This is a genomic window from Paenibacillus sp. B46(2026), from assembly GCF_056786355.1.
Genome location: NZ_CM165907.1, coordinates 943,657 through 961,976, shown reverse-complemented (window position 1 = coordinate 961,976; position 18,320 = coordinate 943,657). Strand labels below are relative to the sequence as shown.

At 47.7% G+C, this 18,320-nt stretch carries 16 protein-coding genes and 3 rRNA genes; 5 read left to right on the top strand and 14 right to left on the bottom strand.

Going from position 1 to position 18,320, the window contains the following annotated elements; all coding sequences use genetic code 11:
- The first annotated feature begins 102 nt into the window (after nucleotides 1-102).
- From thiM to AC1S8V_RS04520, 4 genes are all read left to right on the top strand, one after another.
- Nucleotides 103-1,032 carry a hydroxyethylthiazole kinase gene (gene thiM / locus AC1S8V_RS04535; RefSeq protein WP_482072603.1) on the top strand — a complete coding sequence of 310 codons (930 nt, stop codon included), beginning with the start codon at nucleotides 103-105 and terminating at the stop codon, nucleotides 1,030-1,032.
- The gene (thiD, locus tag AC1S8V_RS04530) at nucleotides 1,029-1,841 is read left to right on the top strand and encodes a bifunctional hydroxymethylpyrimidine kinase/phosphomethylpyrimidine kinase (protein WP_482072602.1); all 813 of its coding nucleotides are present in this window, start codon (nucleotides 1,029-1,031) and stop codon (nucleotides 1,839-1,841) included. The genes thiM and thiD overlap by 4 nt, the downstream gene beginning before the upstream one ends.
- Nucleotides 1,841-2,506, top strand: coding sequence for a thiamine phosphate synthase (thiE, locus tag AC1S8V_RS04525; protein WP_482074386.1), 666 nt, complete (start codon nucleotides 1,841-1,843; stop codon nucleotides 2,504-2,506). The genes thiD and thiE overlap by 1 nt, the downstream gene beginning before the upstream one ends.
- A gap of 318 nt (nucleotides 2,507-2,824) precedes the next feature.
- A complete protein-coding gene (locus tag AC1S8V_RS04520; protein WP_482072601.1) occupies nucleotides 2,825-3,568 on the top strand; it encodes a MerR family transcriptional regulator in 744 nt (247 codons plus the stop codon).
- 563 nt (nucleotides 3,569-4,131) lie between these two features.
- Here the strand turns inward: AC1S8V_RS04520 and AC1S8V_RS04515 are convergent.
- The 14 genes from AC1S8V_RS04515 to AC1S8V_RS04450 form a co-directional block, all read right to left on the bottom strand.
- Entirely contained in the window at nucleotides 4,132-4,614 is a 483-nt protein-coding gene (locus AC1S8V_RS04515) for a hypothetical protein (protein WP_482072600.1), read from the bottom strand.
- 283 nt (nucleotides 4,615-4,897) lie between these two features.
- Entirely contained in the window at nucleotides 4,898-5,554 is a 657-nt protein-coding gene (locus tag AC1S8V_RS04510; protein ID WP_482072599.1) for a deoxynucleoside kinase, read from the bottom strand.
- Complete coding sequence (locus AC1S8V_RS04505; RefSeq protein WP_339308755.1) at nucleotides 5,551-6,174, bottom strand: deoxynucleoside kinase; 624 nt, start codon at nucleotides 6,172-6,174, stop codon at nucleotides 5,551-5,553. Before AC1S8V_RS04505 ends, AC1S8V_RS04510 begins: the two co-directional genes overlap by 4 nt.
- Nucleotides 6,175-6,422: 248 nt before the next feature.
- Nucleotides 6,423-6,539, bottom strand: a 5S ribosomal RNA gene (rrf, locus tag AC1S8V_RS04500).
- 139 nt (nucleotides 6,540-6,678) lie between these two features.
- Nucleotides 6,679-9,606 (bottom strand): 23S ribosomal RNA (locus AC1S8V_RS04495).
- 314 nt (nucleotides 9,607-9,920) lie between these two features.
- Nucleotides 9,921-11,473 (bottom strand): 16S ribosomal RNA (locus AC1S8V_RS04490).
- Together the 16S, 23S and 5S rRNA genes form the textbook arrangement of a ribosomal RNA operon.
- Before the next feature lie 626 nt (nucleotides 11,474-12,099).
- On the bottom strand, nucleotides 12,100-13,275 hold the full coding sequence (locus AC1S8V_RS04485; protein WP_482072598.1) for a YhgE/Pip domain-containing protein: 1,176 nt from the start codon (nucleotides 13,273-13,275) through the stop codon (nucleotides 12,100-12,102).
- 80 nt (nucleotides 13,276-13,355) lie between these two features.
- Nucleotides 13,356-13,787 carry a MarR family winged helix-turn-helix transcriptional regulator gene (locus AC1S8V_RS04480; protein WP_482072597.1) on the bottom strand — a complete coding sequence of 144 codons (432 nt, stop codon included), beginning with the start codon at nucleotides 13,785-13,787 and terminating at the stop codon, nucleotides 13,356-13,358.
- Nucleotides 13,788-13,952: 165 nt separating this feature from the next.
- Nucleotides 13,953-14,120 carry a DUF3934 family protein gene (locus tag AC1S8V_RS04475; RefSeq protein ID WP_090904771.1) on the bottom strand — a complete coding sequence of 56 codons (168 nt, stop codon included), beginning with the start codon at nucleotides 14,118-14,120 and terminating at the stop codon, nucleotides 13,953-13,955.
- 137 nt (nucleotides 14,121-14,257) lie between these two features.
- Nucleotides 14,258-15,478: an MFS transporter gene (locus AC1S8V_RS04470; protein WP_482072596.1), complete on the bottom strand. Its 1,221-nt coding sequence runs from the start codon at nucleotides 15,476-15,478 to the stop codon at nucleotides 14,258-14,260.
- A 32-nt stretch (nucleotides 15,479-15,510) separates the two neighbouring features.
- The gene (locus AC1S8V_RS04465) at nucleotides 15,511-16,110 is read right to left on the bottom strand and encodes a TetR/AcrR family transcriptional regulator (protein ID WP_482074385.1); all 600 of its coding nucleotides are present in this window, start codon (nucleotides 16,108-16,110) and stop codon (nucleotides 15,511-15,513) included.
- Nucleotides 16,111-16,261: 151 nt separating this feature from the next.
- Nucleotides 16,262-16,438, bottom strand: coding sequence for a hypothetical protein (locus AC1S8V_RS04460; RefSeq protein WP_249913492.1), 177 nt, complete (start codon nucleotides 16,436-16,438; stop codon nucleotides 16,262-16,264).
- Between the two features lie 35 nt (nucleotides 16,439-16,473).
- Nucleotides 16,474-16,650, bottom strand: a complete 177-nt coding sequence (locus tag AC1S8V_RS04455) for a hypothetical protein (protein ID WP_482072595.1) — start codon at nucleotides 16,648-16,650, stop codon at nucleotides 16,474-16,476.
- A gap of 151 nt (nucleotides 16,651-16,801) precedes the next feature.
- Nucleotides 16,802-17,218, bottom strand: coding sequence for a VOC family protein (locus tag AC1S8V_RS04450; RefSeq protein WP_482072594.1), 417 nt, complete (start codon nucleotides 17,216-17,218; stop codon nucleotides 16,802-16,804).
- A gap of 278 nt (nucleotides 17,219-17,496) precedes the next feature.
- Here AC1S8V_RS04450 and AC1S8V_RS04445 point away from each other — a divergent pair, with 278 nt between their 5' ends.
- Nucleotides 17,497-18,252 (top strand): class I SAM-dependent methyltransferase, encoded by a 756-nt coding sequence (locus tag AC1S8V_RS04445; RefSeq protein WP_482072593.1) that lies wholly within the window; start codon nucleotides 17,497-17,499, stop codon nucleotides 18,250-18,252.
- Nucleotides 18,253-18,320: the final 68 nt, after the last annotated feature.

The following is an 18,320-nucleotide window of genomic DNA, read 5'->3' as shown; positions in this document are numbered from 1 at the left end:
GCGCCTATCTTCAAGGCTACTGGAAGCTGAAACGCTCCTTAACTTGATCGAAACAGAGCATGCAGCGAGCGCTAACGAATCTGTGGCGTCCTATTCAAGGATTTGGAGCGGTTGCAGAAATCTAAGGAATCTGAGACATGTTATATCCGAATAAACAGCCGTTTTTTAGCTTTTTGGTCAGAGGATTCTGGAAAACATACAAAACAAGGAGGAAATTATATGTCTTATCTGGAACGTGTTCGTACGCAAAATCCGCTTGTTCATAACATTACCAACCTTGTCGTGGCTCCCTTTACAGCCAATGGTCTGCTTGCACTTGGTGCGTCCCCTTTTATGGCCTATGCTCATGAGGAAGTTGCCGATGTCGCCAAGATGTCAGGAGCCGTGGTACTCAACATTGGTACACTCGATGACAAAGTCGTTCAGGCGATCCGATTGGCTGGCCAATCAGCTAATGCGCATCACGTGCCTGTTGTGCTCGACCCCGTCGGTGCAGGTGCAACCGCCTATCGCACGGAAACCGTGCAGATGCTCGTTCGTGAACTTCGTCTCACGGTACTGCGCGGCAATGTGGCGGAGGTCGCCAATGTCATCAGTGAGAGTTGGAGTATTAAAGGTGTGGATGCAGGATCAGGTGAAGGTGACCGGATCGACATTGCGGAGCGGGCAGCACATAAACTTGGGTGTGTCGTGGTCATTACGGGGAAAGAAGATATCATTACCGATGGACAATCCACATTCCTCACGAGTAATGGACATGCTCTGCTCACTCAGGTGACGGGTGCTGGCTGTCTGTTAAGTTCAGTGATTGGCGCTTTTACAGCCATAGCGGTATCGGAAGCCGACCTTCTAGGCAGTGTTGTTGAATCGCTCGCGTTTTATGGTGTAGCAGCTGAATTGGCGGCAGAGCGGACAGCTCATCAGGGGCCGGGCAGCTTCCAGATTGAATTGTTGAATCAACTGGCACAAGTGACACCCGACCTCTTGGCAGAACGCGCACAGATCTGTCAGATCCGTGGAGGTGCAGTATGAGCATTGCTCAAGCGCTAACCATTGCAGGCTCCGATAACGGAGGCGGTGCAGGAATTCAGGCTGATTTGAAAACATTCCAGGAGCTTGGGGTATACGGCATGACCGTTATCACTGCAATTGCTGCTCAAAATACAACAGGTGTGCAAGGCGTTTTCCCCATCCCTTACGATGGTATCAAACAACAACTGGACTCGACCGGGGAAGACTTTCAGCCAACTGCGGCGAAGACCGGCATGTTATATAGTGCTGAGATTATTCGGCTCGTCGCTGAAAAATGGCAGCAATACCGTTGGTCTAATCTGGTCATCGACCCCGTGATGGTCGCCAAAGGTGGTGCTCCTCTGCTTCAGCAGGAAGCTGTACAGGCGCTTGTCACGGAGCTATTGCCTCATGCCCTGATCACAACACCCAATATTCCGGAAGCAGAACTGCTCACCGGGATGTCCATTACGAATCTGAGCGCCCGGGAAGAAGCCACAAAGCAGATCGTAGAGATGGGCTCGACGTATGCTTTGCTCAAAGGAGGCCATGATGAGGGTAGCGGCATGATTATTGATGTGCTCTACGATGGACAGACTTTTCATTATCTGGAGAATATTCGTGTGATCACACGCCATACGCATGGAACGGGATGTACTTACTCTGCTGCCATCACCGCAGAGTTAGCTAAGGGTTCATCGGTTCTGGCTGCCGTTACGACCGCGCGAGCCTTCATTCAGGCAGCCATCGAAGATGAGCTGGGGATTGGGGCCGGACATGGGCCTACGAATCATTTTGCGTATCAGCGCAGACAGCGGGGTGAGCAGTGATGCGCCTTTGGGATGCAGATGCCGTACGACGTACGATGCAGGTGTATTTGGTGATGGGTAGCGTCAATACAACGCAAGACCCAGTGGAAGTGCTGCGCCAGGCCATTGCTGGCGGCATCACGCTGTTCCAGTTCCGCGAAAAGGGAACTGGCGCCCTGGCTCACGAAGCTCGCATCACGCTTGCGATGCGGCTTCGCGAGGTGTGCAGCCAGCACGGGGTCCCGTTCATCGTGAACGATGATGTGGAGCTGGCTGTAGCAGTAGAGGCCGACGGCGTGCATGTCGGCCAGGATGATGCGGACGCGGCGCTGGTACGCGCCCGCATTGGAGATGGGCGGATGCTTGGCGTATCCGCCCACTCCGTGGATGAGGCGCGCCGTGCCGTGCAGGCGGGCGCCGATTATCTTGGCGTCGGGCCCATGTACCCGACGCGCTCCAAAGCGGATGCCCACGCTGTGCTGGGCCCCGCAGGGGTGGCGGAACTGCGCGCCGCAGGCATCGCAGTTCCGATTGTGGGTATCGGCGGCATTACGCCCGATACCACGGCCGCCGTGATGGCGGCTGGAGCCGACGGCGTAGCCGTCATCTCCGCCATCGCGGGCGCGGCCGATGTGTGCGCAGCGGCTGCGCAGTTCGCTGCGGCAGTGCGCGGGATGCAGGCGTAGCCCTGCTCTCCCTGCACTGCCAACCCCTTGGGCTGCACCAAATACATGGTGCAGCATATAACCGCTCGCTCTCCTCTCCATAACAGAGGAGCCTCAAAACACCCCTGCGGTGCGGCAGTCTATGTCTTCGACTCAGAAGCGCATCCGCTCCCCTACAGTGACTGAATGATACAATAATTTCGTCACACCAGTCACATCTAGTCACCAATCCATGATCAAGATGCAGCTTCCATGCTCGCATCTTGTTTTTTCATTTTCAACAGTTGACTCTCACGTAACGTGACACTGTACAATCGGTGTTGTAAGGAGGTTTCACTCATGCCCATGAAGGTAAAAGAAGTTGCCGAACTTGCCTCGATCAGTGTGCGCACACTGCATCATTATGATGAGATCGGACTATTAACCCCGGACGAAGTAACTTCTGCCGGATATCGATTATATTCAGATGCCAATCTGGAACGGTTGCAGCAGATTTTGTTTTTCAAGGAACTCGACTTCTCTCTAAAAGAGATCAAAAACATTATAACCAACCCCTCTTTCGATCCGGAGGAAGCACTAATTATGCATCGATTAATTCTATTAGAGAAGCGCCAACGCTTGGACCAGATGATTGCCACCATTGATAGAACAGTTTTACATGTGAGAGGAGAAATTAAAATGACAGCCAAAGAACAATTCGAAGGATTTGATTTTAGCCAGAATCCGTACGAACAGGAAGCGCGGGAGCGCTGGGGAAACCATGCCGTTGATCAGGCAAACCAGAAGCTGCACAGTCAGTCGGGCGAAAAGCAGAAAGCTCTATCCGATCAAATGAACGAAATCTACAAGCGACTGTCTGCACTTCGTCACACAGAACCAGCATCTGCGGAGGCACAGGCCGGCATCAAAGAGTGGTACACTTGGCTGAACCAAATGGGAAACTACTCACCTGAAGCCTTCAGAGGACTCGGTCAGATGTACGTGGACGATGAACGCTTCACACGTAATATTGATCAGTTTGGCGATGGATTGGCAGTATTTATGAGAGATGCTATGGCTGTATTTGCTGACCAAAACAAATAATATAGCCCTGTCTTCAACCACATACGGTATTATTCAACTCTCATTGCCGTCAGATGTGGACTGTAAACGATAATCTGGAAGTTAGCCCTCTGTCCTGTAAAGGTAAAAATATTCTCGTCATCAGCTTTATTCGCAGTTAAATGACCATTCGGATATTTGAACCTACCTCCTGGGGTGACCATATCTTTCTTGTAATTAACCTTATGAACATGTTGATATATACTAGGGTTATGTGGTAAGTAATTTAAATCGATACGAGTTTCTGCAGTAGTTATGAGCCATTTCCCGCCTACTGCCCAGTGGATATACAAAAGGGACGTACGCCCTAAGGCGTATCGTCCCTTTTGTATATGGAAGTGACTCAGCCGCAATGTGAACAAGCCTAACTGCTGCTCACTCTGAGTACTTTATAAATATCTTTTAAAGTAGATGCTTTTTACTACGTTTTCTTCTGCTCCCAGTCCTTCGATATAACCTTTTCACCAGATGCTTAGGATGATCAGCATTAAGTTTCTTCTGTCAAACGTTCTTCATTTTACTGCCAGCGTCCACCGTCTATCCGATTAAGCTCTAGGTGCGTGATCCGATGAAGATGCATCCGTGGCTAGACTGGTTCTCGCCATCCGGCCAGGAATCTGCCACGCAGATACAATTGCAAGCACAATGAATAACAAATCAATCGGTTGACTGAAGTACTCCTGGAAGGTTTCCACAAACGCACTGATCATCTCGCTATCAAACACGAGTTCCATCACGCTTACATCACCAAACAGTTCGGAAGTAAAATAAACCACCGTCAGATATTTCCCCAACAAAATGCCGACGAGCGCAAAAAGTACGGCAATGACTTTATGTACCGTCGCAATTCGTTTATTGGAGAACAACACAACTGCGTAACCCGTGAGCGCTCCAATCAAAATGGCAATCAGTCCTACCTCATACTCGGTCATTGCAGCAATAGCTGCCCATACAACGCCTCCCAGAATGGCTGCAATTAAGCCACCAATGATCGGCATACCGATTTTAATTCCTTGTTTCTCTTCCACGTTGTCTTTCCCTCCTGAGTCATGCTTATGCTTATTTTCCAGAATTCACCTATCCTATGAAACCACAAAAAGACCTATTATTCAACAACTTTCTACTTTTAGTGTCATGTATCTATTATGTTAGAATAGATATATTTTTGGTGTTTGTTTCCATATTTACTTAGATAAACGATTTTACATTCATACAGAATGCATCCTAAGCACTCTCATGATACGAAAAAACATCCCTTTTAGCAGCCTAATAGCCGTAAAAGGGATGTTTGCCGTTGCTTGCATTTTATATTTATATTTGAGCTTCCTTGGAAGGCTGAATGACAGCTGCAATCTGTGCCAAAATGGCATCCACCGATGCAGGATCATGCACATCATACTCATCAATGTTCAAGCGCAGCACAGGGCAGGCCGTAAACTGATTAATCCATACCGAATAGCGCTCGTGCATGTGTTCCCAGTACGAACGGTCCGTCTGAATCTCCATCTCGCGTCCGCGTTCCGTAATTCGGTTTAAAATCGAAGGCAGACTGCCTTCCAGATAGATCAGCACGTCTGGATGTGGGAAATACGGTGTCATTACCATCGCTTCAAACAAACTGCTGTATGTCTCGAAATCTGTTGCAGACATGGTTCCTTGATCTGCATGCATTTGTGCAAAAATGCCCGTATCTTCATAGATGGAACGATCCTGTACAAATCCCCCACCCAGTTCAAAAATCTTCTTCTGTTCCTTGAAGCGCTCTGCCAGGAAATAAATCTGCAGATGGAAGCTCCAACGCTCGAAGTCATGATAGAACTTCTCCAAATATGGATTATGATCAACTTGTTCCAGAGAAGTCTTGAAATTCAAACGCTGTGCAAGTGCAGCCGTTAACGTGGATTTGCCCACTCCAACCGTACCTGCTACCGTAATTAATGCATTCGTTGGAATGCCATAGTTATTCATATGATATACTCCTTTACCTGATTAACAATTTGCCTGAAGTGTTCAGGATGTTCCACAAAGTCGAGTTGCTCTGCATTGACCTTAATGATTACTGGCGGATTTGAGCTATTTGCCAGATAGTCCATGCCTGTTTTATAATCGGCGATCAGTTGTTCCATATATGCCGGGTCCATATCCTGCTCAAATGAGCGTCCACGCTTGTTAATGCGGTACATCAACGTATCCAGTTCAGCTTCAATATAGAGCACCAGATTGGGCTTTGGCAGATCATCTGTTAACAGATGATAGATTTGGCGATATTTATCCCGTTTCGTTCCCTTCAAGGTACGATCGGCAAAAATCATATTTTTATAAATATGGTAGTCCGAAATGACTGGGGTATTCTGCTCTATATAATGAGCACCCGTGTCTTCCAATTGTTTAAACCGATTACACAGAAAAAACATTTCCAATTGGAAACTCCACTCGTCGATATCCTGATAAAAGGAAGCCAGAAATGGGTTCTCTTCTACGATTTCTTTAACCAGCGGAAGGTTCAATTCATGGGAAAGCATCGTTGCCAGCGTTGTTTTCCCCGCTCCGATCGGACCTTCCACGGCAATAAACGGGGCTGATTTCATCGTGTTCACTGTTCCTCCTCGTACTTATGCGTGTTTCCGTTTCTATATAGACCTCACCTATTGTATCACAGCTTTAAGGATTGGGACGCCAGTATTTTATGTATAAAACAAGTCAAATCGGAACCAATGCTATTGTAAACCTTCTGTCACACGTAATTAGTTCTCTATCTATTAAAATATTACGTTGTATACAACGTAATAAAAATAAAAAAGACACACTTGAAATCATTCAAGTGTGTCTCTGTATTGCTTGGCGGCGTCCTACTCTCCCAGGACCCTGCGGTCCAAGTACCATCGGCGCTAGAGGGCTTAACGGTCGTGTTCGGGATGGGTACGTGTGGAACCCCTCCGCCATCGCCACCAAACGGGCATTTGTATAACAAATGCGTTCGCGTTCCATTCGGTCCGGGCACGGCTGTGTGGATGAATGGTTCAGCGCATCTTCAGAGTGTTGTTCTCTGAAAACTAGATTCGAAACGAAACCTGCGATTTACAACTTGCATATTGGATAAGCCCTCGACCGATTAGTACTGGTCAGCTCCATGCATTGCTGCACTTCCACCCCCAGCCTATCTACCTCGTCGTCTTCAAGGGGTCTTACATACTGGGAAATCTCATCTTGAGGGGGGCTTCACGCTTAGATGCTTTCAGCGTTTATCCCTTCCGTACATAGCTACCCAGCGGTGCTCCTGGCGGAACAACTGGTACACCAGCGGTACGTCCATCCCGGTCCTCTCGTACTAAGGACAGCTCCTCTCAAATTTCCTACGCCCACGACAGATAGGGACCGAACTGTCTCACGACGTTCTGAACCCAGCTCGCGTACCGCTTTAATGGGCGAACAGCCCAACCCTTGGGACCTACTTCAGCCCCAGGATGCGATGAGCCGACATCGAGGTGCCAAACCTCCCCGTCGATGTGGACTCTTGGGGGAGATAAGCCTGTTATCCCCAGGGTAGCTTTTATCCGTTGAGCGATGGCCCTTCCATGCGGTACCACCGGATCACTAAGCCCGACTTTCGTCCCTGCTCGACTTGTAGGTCTCGCAGTCAAGCTCCCTTATGCCTTTGCACTCTTCGAATGATTTCCAACCATTCTGAGGGAACCTTTGGGCGCCTCCGTTACTCTTTAGGAGGCGACCGCCCCAGTCAAACTGCCCACCTGACACTGTCCCCGCACCGGTTTACGGTACCAGGTTAGAACCTAGATACGATCAGGGTGGTATCCCAACGTTGCCTCCACAGAAGCTGGCGCTCCTGCTTCAAAGGCTCCCACCTATCCTGTACAGATCGTACCCAAATTCAATATCAAGCTGCAGTAAAGCTCCATGGGGTCTTTCCGTCTTGTCGCGGGTAACCTGCATCTTCACAGGTATTAAAATTTCACCGGATCTCTCGTTGAGACAGCGCCCAAGTCGTTACGCCATTCGTGCGGGTCAGAATTTACCTGACAAGGAATTTCGCTACCTTAGGACCGTTATAGTTACGGCCGCCGTTTACTGGGGCTTCGGTTCACAGCTTCGGGATTACTCCCTAACCACTCCCCTTAACCTTCCAGCACCGGGCAGGCGTCAGCCCGTATACTTCGCCTTACGGCTTCGCACAGACCTGTGTTTTTGCTAAACAGTCGCTTGGGCCTTTTCACTGCGGCCCCCTCGTGCTATTCACACTACCGGGGCACCCCTTCTCCCGAAGTTACGGGGTCATTTTGCCGAGTTCCTTAACGAGAGTTCTTCCGCGCGCCTTAGAATACTCTTCTCGCCTACCTGTGTCGGTTTGCGGTACGGGCACCATCACCTGGCTAGAGGCTTTTCTTGGCAGTGTGAGATCATGACCTTCGCTACTGTAATTTTCACTCCCCATCACAGCTCAGCCTTACAATGTGCGGATTTGCCTACACATCAGCCTTACTGCTTAGACGGACATCCATCAGTCCGCGTCACTACCCTACTGCGTCCCCCCATTGCTCATAACGGCTTACGGTGGTACAGGAATTTCGACCTGTTGTCCTTCGACTACGCCTTTCGGCCTCGCCTTAGGTCCCGACTTACCCTGAGCGGACGAGCCTTCCTCAGGAACCCTTAGGCTTTCGGCGGATCAGATTCTCACTGATCTTTTCGTTACTCATACCGGCATTCTCACTTGTGTTGTGTCCAGCGCTCCTTACGGTACACCTTCAACCCCAACACAACGCTCCCCTACCCCTGATGCAAAGCATCAAGCCATAGCTTCGGTGGTGTGTTTAGCCCCGTTACATTTTCGGCGCAGAGTCACTCGACCAGTGAGCTATTACGCACTCTTTCAATGATGGCTGCTTCTAAGCCAACATCCTGGTTGTCTGTGCAACTCCACATCCTTTCCCACTTAACACACACTTGGGGACCTTAGCTGATGGTCTGGGCTGTTTCCCTTTTGACAATGGATCTTAGCACTCACTGTCTGACTCCCGGAAGTAAGTCTATGGCATTCGGAGTTTGACTGAGCTTGGTAACCCTTGCGGGCCCCGCACCCAATCAGTGCTCTACCTCCACGACTCTGTTTTCCGAGGCTAGCCCTAAAGCTATTTCGGGGAGAACCAGCTATCTCCGAGTTCGATTGGAATTTCTCCGCTACCCCCACCTCATCCCCGCATTTTTCAACATGCGTGGGTTCGGGCCTCCAGTGCGTGTTACCGCACCTTCACCCTGGACAGGGGTAGATCACCCGGTTTCGGGTCTACGTCCACGTACTCACTCGCCCTATTCAGACTCGCTTTCGCTGCGGCTCCGGCTCTTCACCTTAACCTTGCACGGGAACGTAACTCGCCGGTTCATTCTACAAAAGGCACGCCATCACCCCTAAAACGGGCTCTGACTTTTTGTAAGCACACGGTTTCAGGTTCTATTTCACTCCCCTTCCGGGGTGCTTTTCACCTTTCCCTCACGGTACTGCTTCACTATCGGTCGCTAGGAAGTATTTAGCCTTGGCAGATGGTCCTGCCGGATTCATACGGGGTTTCACGTGCCCCGCACTACTCGGGATCCGTCTCGGAGGGAACCAACTTTCAATTACAGGGCTTTTACCTTCTTTGGCGGGCCTTTCCAGACCTCTTCGCTTAACCGGTTCCTTTGTAACTCCATGTGAGACGTCCCACAACCCCAGAGAGCAAGCTCTCTGGTTTGGGCTTCTCCGCGTTCGCTCGCCGCTACTGACGGAATCACTATTGTTTTCTCTTCCTCAGGGTACTTAGATGTTTCAGTTCCCCTGGTATGCCTCTGCACAACCTATGTATTCAGTTGTGAGTAACTGGAAATTACCCCAGCTGGGTTTCCCCATTCGGACACCCCCGGATCAAAGCTTGCTTACAGCTCCCCGAGGCAGTTTCGTTGTTCGCCACGTCCTTCATCGGCTCCTAGCGCCTAGGCATCCTCCGTGTGCTCTTAGTAGCTTAACCATATTGCTCCGGTTTTGACTGCTCGCTTCCCTTGTTTTGCTTGCGCAAAGCCAAAAGTCGCTCCCATCCAATACCATCGCAAAAGCAATTAACTACCGTTTTTATTGAAACTTGTTTTAACACAAGTTCAGCTAAAAAGGAATGTTCTAATTCGCGTTTGTTTCGTTTCGATATCTAGTTTTCAAAGAACAAGCTCCATGCAAAAGCAAGCTGTTTGAGAGTTTGAGCTCTCAAAACTGAGCAACGAGTGAGTAGTTTGTGCAGATCAAGTCTGCGTATTTGAATGTTTCCACTCGGGAAACGATTCTCCATAGAAAGGAGGTGATCCAGCCGCACCTTCCGATACGGCTACCTTGTTACGACTTCACCCCAATCATCTATCCCACCTTCGGCGGCTGGCTCCTTGCGGTTACCCCACCGACTTCGGGTGTTATAAACTCTCGTGGTGTGACGGGCGGTGTGTACAAGACCCGGGAACGTATTCACCGCGGCATGCTGATCCGCGATTACTAGCAATTCCGACTTCATGCAGGCGAGTTGCAGCCTGCAATCCGAACTGAGACCGGCTTTGTTGGGATTGGCTCCATCTCGCGATTTCGCAGCCCGTTGTACCGGCCATTGTAGTACGTGTGTAGCCCAGGTCATAAGGGGCATGATGATTTGACGTCATCCCCACCTTCCTCCGGTTTGTCACCGGCAGTCTATCTAGAGTGCCCACCCGAAGTGCTGGCAACTAAATATAAGGGTTGCGCTCGTTGCGGGACTTAACCCAACATCTCACGACACGAGCTGACGACAACCATGCACCACCTGTCTCCTCTGTCCCGAAGGAAAGAACCATCTCTGATTCGATCAGAGGGATGTCAAGACCTGGTAAGGTTCTTCGCGTTGCTTCGAATTAAACCACATACTCCACTGCTTGTGCGGGTCCCCGTCAATTCCTTTGAGTTTCAGTCTTGCGACCGTACTCCCCAGGCGGAGTGCTTAATGTGTTAACTTCGGCACCAAGGGTATCGAAACCCCTAACACCTAGCACTCATCGTTTACGGCGTGGACTACCAGGGTATCTAATCCTGTTTGCTCCCCACGCTTTCGCGCCTCAGCGTCAGTTACAGCCCAGAGAGTCGCCTTCGCCACTGGTGTTCCTCCACATATCTACGCATTTCACCGCTACACGTGGAATTCCACTCTCCTCTTCTGCACTCAAGTCACCCAGTTTCCAGTGCGATCCGGGGTTGAGCCCCGGGATTAAACACCAGACTTAAATGACCGCCTGCGCGCGCTTTACGCCCAATAATTCCGGACAACGCTTGCCCCCTACGTATTACCGCGGCTGCTGGCACGTAGTTAGCCGGGGCTTTCTTCTCAGGTACCGTCACCTTGAGAGCAGTTACTCTCCCAAGCGTTCTTCCCTGGCAACAGAGCTTTACGATCCGAAAACCTTCATCACTCACGCGGCATTGCTCCGTCAGGCTTTCGCCCATTGCGGAAGATTCCCTACTGCTGCCTCCCGTAGGAGTCTGGGCCGTGTCTCAGTCCCAGTGTGGCCGATCACCCTCTCAGGTCGGCTACGCATCGTCGCCTTGGTGAGCCGTTACCCCACCAACTAGCTAATGCGCCGCAGGCCCATCCCCAAGTGACAGATTGCTCCGTCTTTCCAGTTCTCTTCAGGCGAAGAAAACAACTATTCGGTATTAGCTACCGTTTCCGGTAGTTGTCCCAAACTTGAGGGCAGGTTGCCTACGTGTTACTCACCCGTCCGCCGCTAAGTATCCAGGAAGCAAGCTTCCTATCAACTCCGCTCGACTTGCATGTATTAGGCATGCCGCCAGCGTTCGTCCTGAGCCAGGATCAAACTCTCCAATAAAGTATTGAAAAGAGCGATAAGCTCATTTTGAATCTGACGAGATTAAAAATCTCATTTGTGCTCCAGTCGATCCAAGCCAAGGCTTGTTTCCAACTTTCGCGTTCATTCTGCAAGCAGAATGTTTACTCACTCGTTGTTCAGTTTTCAAAGATCAAACTCATTTTTTCACTGAATGTTGTTCTCTTCAGCAAATCTTATATAATATCATGTCCGAACCAACTTTGCAAGCTCTTTTTTAAGTTTCTTTCGAAGCTTATTTTATTCGCTTGCGGCACTTTATTTCTCGTGTCTTTTTGGCCGGATTAATAATATATCACGGATAGATATTGATTACAACACTTAATTTAATAAAATTCATTTACTGAAAATTAACTACCTTTTACTGTGGTGCTCTCCGTTTAGAATTATGGGGACTAAATCTCCTTTGATATATTTTAGCTTCATTAATAAGCTCAATTATGCTTATCCTTTTATCAACATCAAGTAAGATTAAAGGGTGCGCCGAAAGTTATCACGAGTATAAGTAGAAGTACTATAGAAGTTAAACAAAAAAAGTGATTCACGCATATAACTATACGCGGACCACTTTTTTTGTGTGTTATTACAATATATATAGAAAGAAACCTTTAATGCTGTGCCTGTGCTGATGCTGGAGACGTCATCGTCATCTGTCCATTACCTGCTTTTTGCATGCCAACTCGCAGCAACGTAATTCCCCACGTAATAATCGAGATCAATAGAAGATGAACCATGTATCCCCCCACTGCTTCTCCACTATAGATCAAACGCATAAATCCCTGTACCCCATTGGAAGCGGGCAGAAAGTTTCCGATATAACGGTAGAATGGTGCCAACATCTCGGCTGGAATGATATTTCCTGCTGTCATCAACTGGAGCGGAACCATCGCTACATTAAATAGAGGGCCTGCATTGCCAAACAGGGCAAAACTCATTTGTGTAAAACAGATACAAGCCAGACTCACCAACACATGATACAGATACAAAGCGCCGAAGGAGCTCGCAACATCCGTGAACTGAAGAGCTACTGTATCCACAATTAGGGGAACAATCACAGCTATACACAATAACAGCAATTGCCGTCCCCAGAAGATTTCCCATTTGGAATGGGTACGCTTCATGACATTCGACGTAATATTGAACTGAATGTTCATGGTCATCGAAGCAATGTAGGTGATAAAACCCAGAATCATGGGCAGCATTGATGTTGCAAAATCACTCACGCTGTTCGTTTTATTAATTTCAGCCTTCACAGGCCCTTCATTCATCTTCGCCATCGCTTGTCCAATAGCTGCACTTAATTCTTTACTGTTAATACTATCGTTATCGAGCGTCACTTGAACCTTCGATTCCAGAATCCCTTGACCCATTTGTGCAGTCATTCCGGTCGCAGCATGTTCCACAATCGATTTGGCTACATCGGCATTTCCCTGATTGATATAAAAGGACAAGCTCGCCTCTGTATCGCTACCAATCTGGTCAGCAAACCCTTCCGGAATCACAATAACCATGGCATAGTTACCTGCATTCATCTGTTGCTCGGCTTCCTTCGCAGAACCCAGCACATGTACCTGGAACGGCGCGAGCGTTTCAATCTGCTTCTGCACTTCTGTTCCCGGTGTCCCATCTTCGTTCACCAGCGCAACTTGAAGTTGATCTACTCTCTCCGTGGCCTGATGATAACCCGTCATCCAGATCACAACAAATAACAACGGAACAATTAGCGCAAAAACCAATCCTATTTTCGTCTGTGGTACTTTCAAAAATTCTTTGAAGCTTTTCATTCGTTCACGACTCCCAATGGTTAAAATTAAAATAATTGCACTACATATATATGCACATGCATGTATTTGGCCAAAAAAATTTATTTCATCTTTTCATAGATTCGATTCATCACATTCATGAATACTTCAAGCTCTTCAGGGGAACATTCTGCGAGTGCCTCTTGCTCTTGCTGTTTTGCCTTTGGTGTCAGGACGTTATTCATTTCCAGTCCTTCCGCCGTCAAACAAAGCAAAACCGCTCTGCGGTCCTGTGGATCTTCTTCTCTGGTCACCAGACCTTTGCGAATCAACTTGTCTATAATTTTCCCCACAGTTGTCTGGTCCCGAACGGTTAATTCAGCCAGTCTCTTCTGTGATATATGACTTTCCGCCTTGCTCAATTCATTCAAAACTGCAAATTGTTCCGGCGTAATATCCTGTTCACTCAGATTTCTGGTTGTTGTTTTTTTGTATGCCAGATACGTACGTGACAAAATCAGCCCAAGTGGATTTTCATCCATATTTACAGGCATGCTGATGCTCCTTTCTTCATATAGTAGCACTACCATCTAATTTGCGTAAGCTCTATATTATTACCAGATCTACAATACTGTCAATTTAATTTTTTATATTTCCAAACAAAAAGAGACCCACCCGATAGTCAGGCAGCTCTCTCCTCTGGCATCGTCAAGCCACACTTACTCGGGCTTGCCACTTGAAGTTTCGGTATCATCCTTCTTCTTCGTGCCTTTACTTTTATAAGGCTTCGGGGCACTTTTCGCCCGGTTAGCAGCTGCTTGCCAACGGTTCCAGCCTTTTTTGCCTGTACCGCGGCCGGTGCCGCCTTTTCCTTTTGCTTTGCTCATGTTATCACTCCAATAATCCTGTATATGCTTAAAAATGACCGTCCTCGGTAACTTATTATGCAACCCAGCCCATCTAATTCACTTCCAGCAGTTCTTATTATACCAAAAATCGATGCTCCTACGTCTTTTCCGAACAATTACATTTCAGCCTTCGGTTGTTTCACAGTTTTGCCCCCTCTGAGTACCCGCAGGGATAACAGGAAACAGATCGCCAGAACGGCAGCTGCTGAAACGTAAGGATAGTTAATATTCACATCAAATAGTGCTCCCGCTACGATTGGACCTGCGATATTCCCCAAACTTGTGTAGGCCGAGTTCAGTCCGGCCACAAAGCCCTGTTGTTCTTGTGCCAATTTGGACATCTGTGTACTGATCGCCGGACGTAAGATATCCATTCCCAAGAAGACGATAAAAGTTACAACAAGAATGAGCCAGTACGTATGCACAAACAAAGTCAACAGTATAAATACCGCTACAAACAACAGACAGACCGAAATGACCATCTTTTCACCAAACCGGTTGAGCAACCAACCGATCAGGGATACTTGCACAACCGCACCCGCGATGGAACCAAATGTAATAATGAATGCAATGTCTTTCGTCGTGAAACCAAACTTGTGATCCACAAACAGTGAAAATACCGTCTCATAGTTAGCCAGACCAAATGCCATAACAAACACGATAATCAAGCTGAAAAAGTACGGTTCACGATACGAATTCAGTAATTGGGATACCATACCCGGAGCTTTGACCTTCACTGCACCAGCCACAGGTTTACTTTGCTCTCCTGTGCTTCGCGTGGATTCAGGCAAAATAATCAATGTGATAATTGATGCCAGCAAACCGGCAACCCCTGCGGCGTAGAACGGAATTCGAATGCCAAAGTCCGCAATGTATCCTCCAATTCCCGGGCCGATGATAAATCCGGTTGTAATCGCTGCATTAATCAAACCCATCCCTTTGCCGCGTTCTTCCTCTGTCGTAATATCCGCGGTGTATGCCATAACTGCCGGGAAGATCATCGCTGCTCCAATACCACCCAGCATCCGGGCTGCGAAGAGCAGCACTGGTGCATTGACCGCACCGAACATAAACTCGGATACGGCAAAGATCAGCATGCCGCCAACGATAATTTTTTTACGTCCCAACGTATCCGACCAACGACCCGCAAGCGGGGAGAACAGGAACTGTGTGAAGGAGAATGCCGCTACCAGCAATCCAACCGTGAATCCGGTGATATGCAGTAGATCCATATACGCAGGCATGATCGGCACAACCAGACCAATACCCGTAAAAACAAGAAAAATATTAAACATTAACAGCAGCAATGCGCCCCTGTTCCGTGTTAGTAATGCCATGATTCCATCCTCCGTAGTTGTCAAAATGTTGCTTAAGCTTTATCTTTTGCAATCCCATATAAGAATACACTGGCAGCCTGGCGGTATAATGCGAGAGCCTGATCAGGCTCCATCCCCCGTGACATCTGACTAAGACCAATAATGGTACTTTCCAATATGAGCGCGAGATTATCTACATTGTCTGCTTTGAACTCACCGCTCTCAATCCCTTGTTCTATCATTTGTTTGTTAAATTGAAGATGCCGCTTGAACATTACGGCTATTCGTTCCTCGATATCATTTTCTTTCTTCTCCCCAGTGAAGAACTCATCGGCTGCTTTGGTCAAAGGATGATTCATGTCATCCAGTATCAATTGTTCCGCCAAGCCGTAAATCTTCTCCGTGGAGGTGCGATAAAGATGTTCTTTAGCGGCCCAACTCTCTTCCCACTCCCGATCCCACTCATCGATTAGATAGAGGAACAGGCCTTCTTTACTTTTAAAATGGTAATATATATTGCCCTTGCTGCTGCCCGTCGCAGCTACAATATCCTCAATGGACGTTGCTTTATAGCCTTTTTGTACAAAAAGGGCTTTGGAAGCATCCGCAAGTTTTTTCTTGGTCTGCTCAGTCTGAAGTTGTTTTTTATTCATATTCATTCGTTTCACTCCGTTCCATGCATACTGAACATTCGTTTTGTATTTTAACAGTTGCAATCAATATATGCAATCAAAAAGGAGAACTGGTAACGATGCCAGCTCTCCTTTGTTGATTGACCATTCTCGTATGGTACCTCTATCTAGATTATTGCTGTCCTGCGCGCACCCGGATGTTGCCCAGTTCGTTGGCATTGATCGCGAATGCATTACCGCCCTGTCCAACCGAAGCTTTAGCAGACTGTCGCGCCTGGAATTTCAAACGGCTTTTGTCCACATCCACCCGGTTAACCTGCTTTGCTTTCTTTTTTCGTGTACTCATCATTCATCCCCCTCTCCACTTCTCTTTCCGCTGCCAGACTAACGTCTGCGAGAAGAACGGCGACCTTTCTGTTTCATGATCTGCACGTTAACTGCATTACTTGCAAGTACGTTCCCTGAGTTGGCATAGCCCTTCGCCGTCTGGTAAATCTGGATCACGATATATTGCTTTTTACCAATACGATAGCGATAACTTTTCACGTTTGAACGAGTCATGGTCATCTCCCTGTGATCGTTTTAATCAAGCATGCGTTATCCTATTCATGTCCATGTACAAGGGGATGTGTGAATGCATAATTCCGATGATAAATGGATGCAAAAAAACCTTCCTACTTACTATAGGAAGGCTCTACTTATTTTCATTTTGTTACTCCGAAGGAAAAGCACTTAGGTCCATATAGGAAACTTCCCACAGATGATCATCCAGATCTTGAAAACTCCATCCATACATGAATCCATGATCCTGTGGTTCGTTGTATGGCTTCGCTCCTGCGTCAAGGGCAGCTTGTACAATTACATCCACCTGCTCACGGCTATCCACAGACAGGGCAACGATAACTTCGGTTGTATCGGCAGCATTGGAGATTTTTTTCGAGATGAAGGATTGGAAACGCTCCTCCACCAGAAGCATGGCATAAATGTTATCTCCGATGATCATACAGGTAGCGGACTCATCCGTAAATTTGGCGTCAAACTCAAAACCCACCTTAGTAAAAAAATCAACGGATTTCTTCAAATCTTGGACAGGTAAATTGACAAAAATCTGCTTAGCACGAATAGCCACCCTGGATCACCTCGAACTCATAGAATAGATTCCACCTCAAAATAACACCTCGCGTATACGCTGTCAATTGAATATAATGGAGACATTCCAACTTGTGAGGTGACACGGATGTTGCTCCGTATTGTTCGAAGTAAGTAGTCGTCGGGCTGGGTCAAAACGCGTACCAGCTATCAAGGGACACGTCTGTCCATTTGATCCTATTCGACCATTTACAATAGAACGATTTGGCATAACTCTCTTGTCCTGTTCAAACAAAATCACATTGGAGGCATATGAAAATGAAAAACAAAATAGATTACGCTGACTTTTATGAACGCATAGGCCGGACGAATGGCTGGAACTTCAGCTCCATGAACGTTGTCTCGGAGAAAATCGGTTGGAACTTCTATGAGGAAGTTGTTCGCCATACGCGATCGTCCGATCTGTTGTTGGATATTGGGACGGGTGGTGGAGAAGCTATTCTCTCCATTGCCAAAGAAGCCTTGTTATTGGTGGGAATCGACCTCTCTCAAGGAATGATTGAAACGGCACAGCAGAATCTTCAGGCTGCGGGCCCTCATCCCAATGTACGCTTTTTGCATATGGAAGCAGAGAAACTGGCATTTCCCCAACACTTCTTTAATGTGGTATCCTCCAGACACTCCGGATTCTCTGCTTCAGAAGTATTCAGGGTTCTTGCTCAGGGTGGGATATTTCTAACCCAGCAGGTCAGTGAACACGATAAATCCAACATTTCGGAAGCTTTTGGCCGTGGACAAAGTCTTGGCATTCAACCTGGCACATTGATGGAACGATACAAGCATGAACTTCAAAAAGCAGGTTTCCATGACATTCAGGCCCGTGAATATAATGTGGTGGAGCATTACGCTACACCCGAAGATTTGATGTTTCTCCTAACCCACGCACCCATCATTCCTGATTTCGGAAAGGTAGAAACTGACTTCGAACGATTCCAGCAGTTTGTGAAAGAAAATCACGACGAGAAGGGCATTCGTACCAACTCGGCACGCTTTATGATTACTGCAAGGAAATAAATGATTTCATATCTATAAAATAATATAAAAAGGCCCGGTCACATGTGAGAACCATAACATGATGGTGA